Origin of the sequence: Pseudomonas cichorii (genome assembly GCF_019719005.1) — a bacterium.
GTDB classification, from domain to species: domain Bacteria; phylum Pseudomonadota; class Gammaproteobacteria; order Pseudomonadales; family Pseudomonadaceae; genus Aquipseudomonas; species Aquipseudomonas cichorii_E.
Map to the genome: position 1 here is coordinate 1 of NZ_JAIGPJ010000072.1, position 4,994 is coordinate 4,994.

The following is a 4,994-nucleotide window of genomic DNA, read 5'->3' on the forward strand; positions in this document are numbered from 1 at the left end:
ACGGCGTGAGTCAGAGAGAACTGATCACAGGTTATCCACAGAAAAGTGCGCAACTTCTTGCGCATAATGGCTATGTGATGTTGCTCGGATAAAAAAGTGCCTGCAGAGGGTTTTCTGGAGAGTCTTGTGAAGCGAGGAGCCGTTCACGGGAGGCGTCGAAATGAGCCGGTCATTTGGGCCGGGTCAGAACCAAAATCAGAAAGCCCGGTCTTTATTTCACTTTGCGATCATCGATAAGAACGGACGGTGAGTGATGAGCTTGATTGACTGCCCTGAATGCTCGGCAAAAATTTCCGATAAAGCCTACGCTTGCCCACATTGCGGCCACCCTGGCCAGGCAACGGATAACAAGCGCTATTTCTCCGAGAAAAACATTGGCCAGATCGCTGGCGTGACAGGGGTATGGCTGACCGCTCCCTGGCTGGCACGCATGGTCTTTGGTGTGGTGGCTGTGATTGCTGTCGCTGCAGTGATTATTCTGCGCTGAGTACCCATCTGATGGGTATGGCGCAGACCGGACCGGAGCGTTCGTTGGTGAAGGTCGAGAGGTGGTGCGTTCTTCGCGAATGAATTCGCTCCTGCTCGGGTTGCAGGAGCGAATTTATTGGTGAAAAGGTCGTTAAGGCGTTGCCTCAAACCACCTTGAAGCGGTTGACCAGCCCCTGTTGAAGCTCGGCCAGACGTGCCAGTTCGCGGCTCGTATGAGCCGTTTGCTCGGCGCCTGCGCTGACTTGAACGACCAGTGTGTTGATGTCGTTGACGTTGCGATGGATTTCTTCGGCCACCAGGCTCTGTTCTTCGGCAGCCGAGGCGACCTGGATGTTGCGGTCGCTGATGCTCGCGATGCCGTTGGCGATTTCCTCCAGCAAGTCGCCTGCACGTACCACGTTGCTTGCTCCTTCCTGAGCCTTGTTCAGGGTTTCCTTCATGGATTGTGCTGCGCTGTCGGAGCCGGCTTGCAGATTCGCGATCATGCTCTGGATGCTGACGGTGGAGTCCTGGGTTTTCTTGGCCAGCTGGCGTACTTCGTCGGCCACGACGGCGAAGCCTCGGCCCTGTTCGCCAGCCCGTGCGGCTTCGATGGCAGCGTTGAGGGCCAGCAGGTTGGTCTGCTCGGCGACGCCACGGATCACGTCCAGCACGGAGGAAATGGAATCGCTCTCGCCCTTGAGGTTATCGATGATCTGCGAGGTCTGTTCTGCCTGCACCGAAAGGTCCTTGATCAGACGAATGGTGTTGTCGATCTCGGTTTTGCCTTGGACGGTGCTGGTGTTGACGCGCTGTGACATCTCGGCGGCGTCGGTGGTGCTGCGAGCGACATCCTTTACCGTGGCACTCATCTCGCTGATGGCCGTGGCGACCTGATCGGTACCCTGGCGTTGCTGGGCAACGTTCTGGCTGGTCTGGACCGCGACCGCCGACGATTCATCGGCTCCCAGAGCGACTTTAGTGGTCGCGCTGCCGATCTCCCGGATCACGTCGCTGATCTGCTGCGCCATGTTGTCCAGGTTGCGTGAGATTTCGCCAAACTCATCCGTGCCGGTGTATTGGGTTCTGACAGTCAGATCCCTGGTCGACAGGGCAATCAGAGTACGGTTGACATCACTGACCGCAAATTTGATGTTGCGGATGATCAGTTGTGCCAGGCAAAGCACGGCAATCAACATCAGTACGACGGTGGCGATTGCCACGTACAGGCCGCGCTGGGCATCTGCGCGAGCATCGGTTGCCAGGTTCAATACCGCCTGACTCAGTTCTTCTTCGACAATGCCCATCTGATCGATACGGTTGGTCGACAGATTGAACCAGTCTTCAGGCTTGATATTGAGTGCGTCGCCCAATGGAGTATCGAAGGCCAGACGCTGCAGGCGGGCCACTTCCAGCGAGCCGGGTTGTTGCAGGACGCTGTCCATTCTGGTCTTGAAGATCTGCGGTGCCCAACGCTGGAAGGCTTCGAAGTAGCCGCTGAACTCACCGAGGTTACGGCTGAAACGCGACAACAGGTTCGCATCGAAACGATTCTGGTTGAAGGCCAGACCGAGCAGCACGCGCTCGCGACCGGCACGCTCTTTCATCGCCACGAACTGGTTGAGCGAGCTCAGCGCCCGAAGGATTGCCGGTTCATCGACACTGGCTTCCAGCGAGTAGGTGAAGTCGACCAGGTTTTTGATCATGTCAGTGAAACGCGCACCCGACTCGTTACTGTTGAGTCCCAGCGCATCCACCTTCTGACGCAAGGTGCCCAGCTCGTCTATCGTCTGCAATACCTTGTCCATGCCGCTCTGGCGAGGCAGAGCCTTCATCACGGCCGCGGCCTTGTCGGTGTCTGCACGGAAGCTCTTGAGTTTGTCCTGCATGGATTTGCCGCCACTGCCCAGGAATACCCCGCTTGCACCTCGTTCGCGCTGGAGGGTCGTGACCAGGTTGCTCAGTTTTTGTGCAGTGCTGCTGGCCGAAACGGTGCGGCTCATGGCATCCAGAGACTGGATCTTGTCGGCAATGTAGATACCGGAGAAGGCCAGAAGCCCAAGAAGGGGAAACATCAGAATGAGCAGTAACTTCATACTCAAAGGAGCATTTTTAAGCATTGCAGACCTCTTTTCTTGCAGACTGACCGTAAACGGATGTGTGTTGCTATTCGCTCCTTGCTGTAAGGAGTTGCATAGATGATCGAATATCAGCCTGCCATAGCGGTCTTGCCTCCGTTTGAGTGTATCGGCCGCTCAACGGTAAGCTTTATGTGGTGCGCGCAATTTTGGGGCGCAAGCAAGCATGTTGAATGATTTATTGCTGCTTTTGGGTGCGGATACTAGATGGCTGCCTTGGTGACCAAAGCCCCCCATATGGGGGGCTATCGAGTTTCAGCGCGGCAGAAAGGGGCGGGAGGTGATCACAAGGTTGTGTTGAGGCCGAAGCGTTTTTTCAATCCGCCTTCCAGCAGCCCCTTGGGCAACAGCCATGACATCAGTGGCAAGACCCGCGAGCCGTTGCCCAGACGCAGCAGGCGTGGCGGGTTTGCCTGCTGGATGGCCTTGAGCAGTTCCCGGGCGAAGTCGGTGGCGGGAGTCGGGTTGTCCTGAGAGGCTTTTGCCCTGGAGCGAATGCCTTCGCGTATGGGCCACCAGGGAGATTGTTCGCTGATCAGTTGCTCGGCTTCATGGGTGGCGTTTTTCGCGAAGCTTGAGGCGATGGCGCCGGGCTGTACTTCCATGACCTGAATCGAGAACGGTGCCAGTTCCAGGCGCAAGGCATCGCTCAATGCATGCACGGCAGCCTTGGACGCACAGTAGGCACCGGCAAAGGGAGTGACCAGCACGCCCGAGACGCTGCCGATATTCACCACCAGCCCTTTGCTGCGCCGCAAGGCCGGAAACAATGCCCGGGTGACGCCCACCACGGAAAACACATTGGTCTCGAACTGACGCTGCATGGCCTCTACGCCACCATCGAGCAGTGGTCCCATGGCCCCATAACCAGCGTTGTTGATCAACACATCCACCCCGACGCCTTGCCGTTCAAGGTCAGTGGCCAGACGTTCAAGTGCTTCGCCGTCGTTGACGTCCAGTTGTACGGCGCTGAAGCCGGCAGCATTGAGGCTGGCGACGTCTTCAGCCTTGCGGGCCGTGGCCCAGACTTGATAACCCGCGTTTTTGAAAGCATCCGCCAGAGCCCGGCCAATGCCGCTCGAGCAGCCGGTGATAAGTGCTGTGGGCATTTGGTTTTCCTTAATCCGAGAAGCTGCCTTGTAGGTGTTCGGGGCGGAACTCCAGGCTTTGAGGGCGATAGCCAGAGCGTAAAGGCGGCAACGGCAGGCAGTCCTGCCACTGACTGCCCGGTTGCAATGCTCCGGGGCCGCTGTAATGCGGTGCAGCGTAGGCGTCTTCGGCGAGGTTCACGGTATCGCCGGGCGCATAGGCCGCCACGCGCCAGCGTAGTTCGCGCAGGGGAACCGTGTTGGTATTGTCGATGAGCACCAGCAAGGGTTTGCCTGCCGGGCATTGTTGCGGCGCGTAATCCAGACGCAACCCCAGGCGCTCCAGTTGACGCGCTTCGCGGTTGTCTTGCCAGATCACGACGGTTGCGACTATCCCCAGACCTGCAGCAGCGGCCAGTGACACCGGCAACGCTTTGGCTGGATAGCGCAGCAGCAGGATGAGCCAGGTCAGGATAAGCACAATACCGATCAGCATGATGCGCATCTCGTCAGCATGGAAGCTGGCATCCTACCGAAAGGCAGGTGGGCTTTACCAATGGCAGAGATAAATGACGAGATATTCCGTCTGACTCTTCATGCCGGAATTCTAGACAATGCTGTACTCAATGGACTCTTTGCCTGCCACCCAGATATCAGGCGTTATGCTGAGAAAAACCTGAATCCTTGCCTTGTCACCTGGTTTGAACGCCTTGCGGATTTCGCTTTGTTTCACGACATCGATCGAATCTTTGCCTTGTTCAAGTTGCAGGCGAGTCGAGATGATGCTGCCACTGTTATCAGGAGTGGAAAATGTCATCACGACTTCATGGAATGCCCCGTCCTCGAAACCCGGTAATACAAGCGTGAATCCTTTGTTGGCAAGGATGGCGCTCAGTTCCGCGCGCTCGTTTGCTTCACGTATGTAGGGCTGTGTGACAGATTCGGAGACGGTCCCGTCACTCAGCGGTATCTTGAACTCTGTGATTTCAGATGGATTATCGGGGGTGTTGATCTCTACCGTTACGCCAGTAACGTCTATGCCTTCGCTGCTCATTTTGATTGCCCTGAAAGATATAACTGTATGGGTTGGTTATATCTATTGGTAATGACTTGCTGTCTTATTGCTACTCTTGTGCCAAGAGGCTTTGTCAAGTGTAGGAACTTTCAGTCAAGCATATTTAACGAGGCTTATGGCAGGGGGTGACGGACGGGGGGAGATGTAAGCTGTGAGCTACAAGCTACAAGCTACAAGCTACAAGCTACAAGCTACAAGCTACAAGCTACAAGCTACAAGCTACAA

5 protein-coding genes and 1 pseudogene are annotated in these 4,994 nt (G+C 56.4%); 1 reads left to right on the forward strand and 5 read right to left on the reverse strand.

The features are described from left to right. Positions 1–253 precede the first annotated feature (253 nt). On the forward strand, positions 254–487 hold the full coding sequence (locus K5D32_RS25540; protein ID WP_221578780.1) for a zinc ribbon domain-containing protein: 234 nt from the start codon (positions 254–256) through the stop codon (positions 485–487). 145 nt (positions 488–632) lie between these two features. Here the strand turns inward: K5D32_RS25540 and K5D32_RS26455 are convergent, their stop codons facing one another. The 5 genes and pseudogenes from K5D32_RS26455 to K5D32_RS25560 all read right to left on the reverse strand — a co-directional run bounded on the left by K5D32_RS26455 (position 633) and on the right by K5D32_RS25560 (position 4,748). Further along, on the reverse strand, positions 633–1,499 hold the full coding sequence (locus K5D32_RS26455) for a methyl-accepting chemotaxis protein (RefSeq protein WP_409372897.1): 867 nt from the start codon (positions 1,497–1,499) through the stop codon (positions 633–635). Then, positions 1,494–2,588 (reverse strand): annotated as a pseudogene (locus tag K5D32_RS26460) (nitrate- and nitrite sensing domain-containing protein); the annotation flags it as partial. The gene K5D32_RS26455 and the pseudogene K5D32_RS26460, both read right to left, overlap by 6 nt. 302 nt (positions 2,589–2,890) lie before the next feature. Further along, complete coding sequence (locus K5D32_RS25550; RefSeq protein ID WP_221602296.1) at positions 2,891–3,715, reverse strand: SDR family oxidoreductase; 825 nt, start codon at positions 3,713–3,715, stop codon at positions 2,891–2,893. A gap of 10 nt (positions 3,716–3,725) precedes the next feature. Next, on the reverse strand, positions 3,726–4,190 hold the full coding sequence (locus tag K5D32_RS25555) for a multidrug transporter (protein ID WP_221578778.1): 465 nt from the start codon (positions 4,188–4,190) through the stop codon (positions 3,726–3,728). A gap of 111 nt (positions 4,191–4,301) precedes the next feature. Then, complete coding sequence (locus K5D32_RS25560) at positions 4,302–4,748, reverse strand: hypothetical protein (RefSeq protein ID WP_221602297.1); 447 nt, start codon at positions 4,746–4,748, stop codon at positions 4,302–4,304. Between the last annotated feature and the right edge of the window lie 246 nt (positions 4,749–4,994).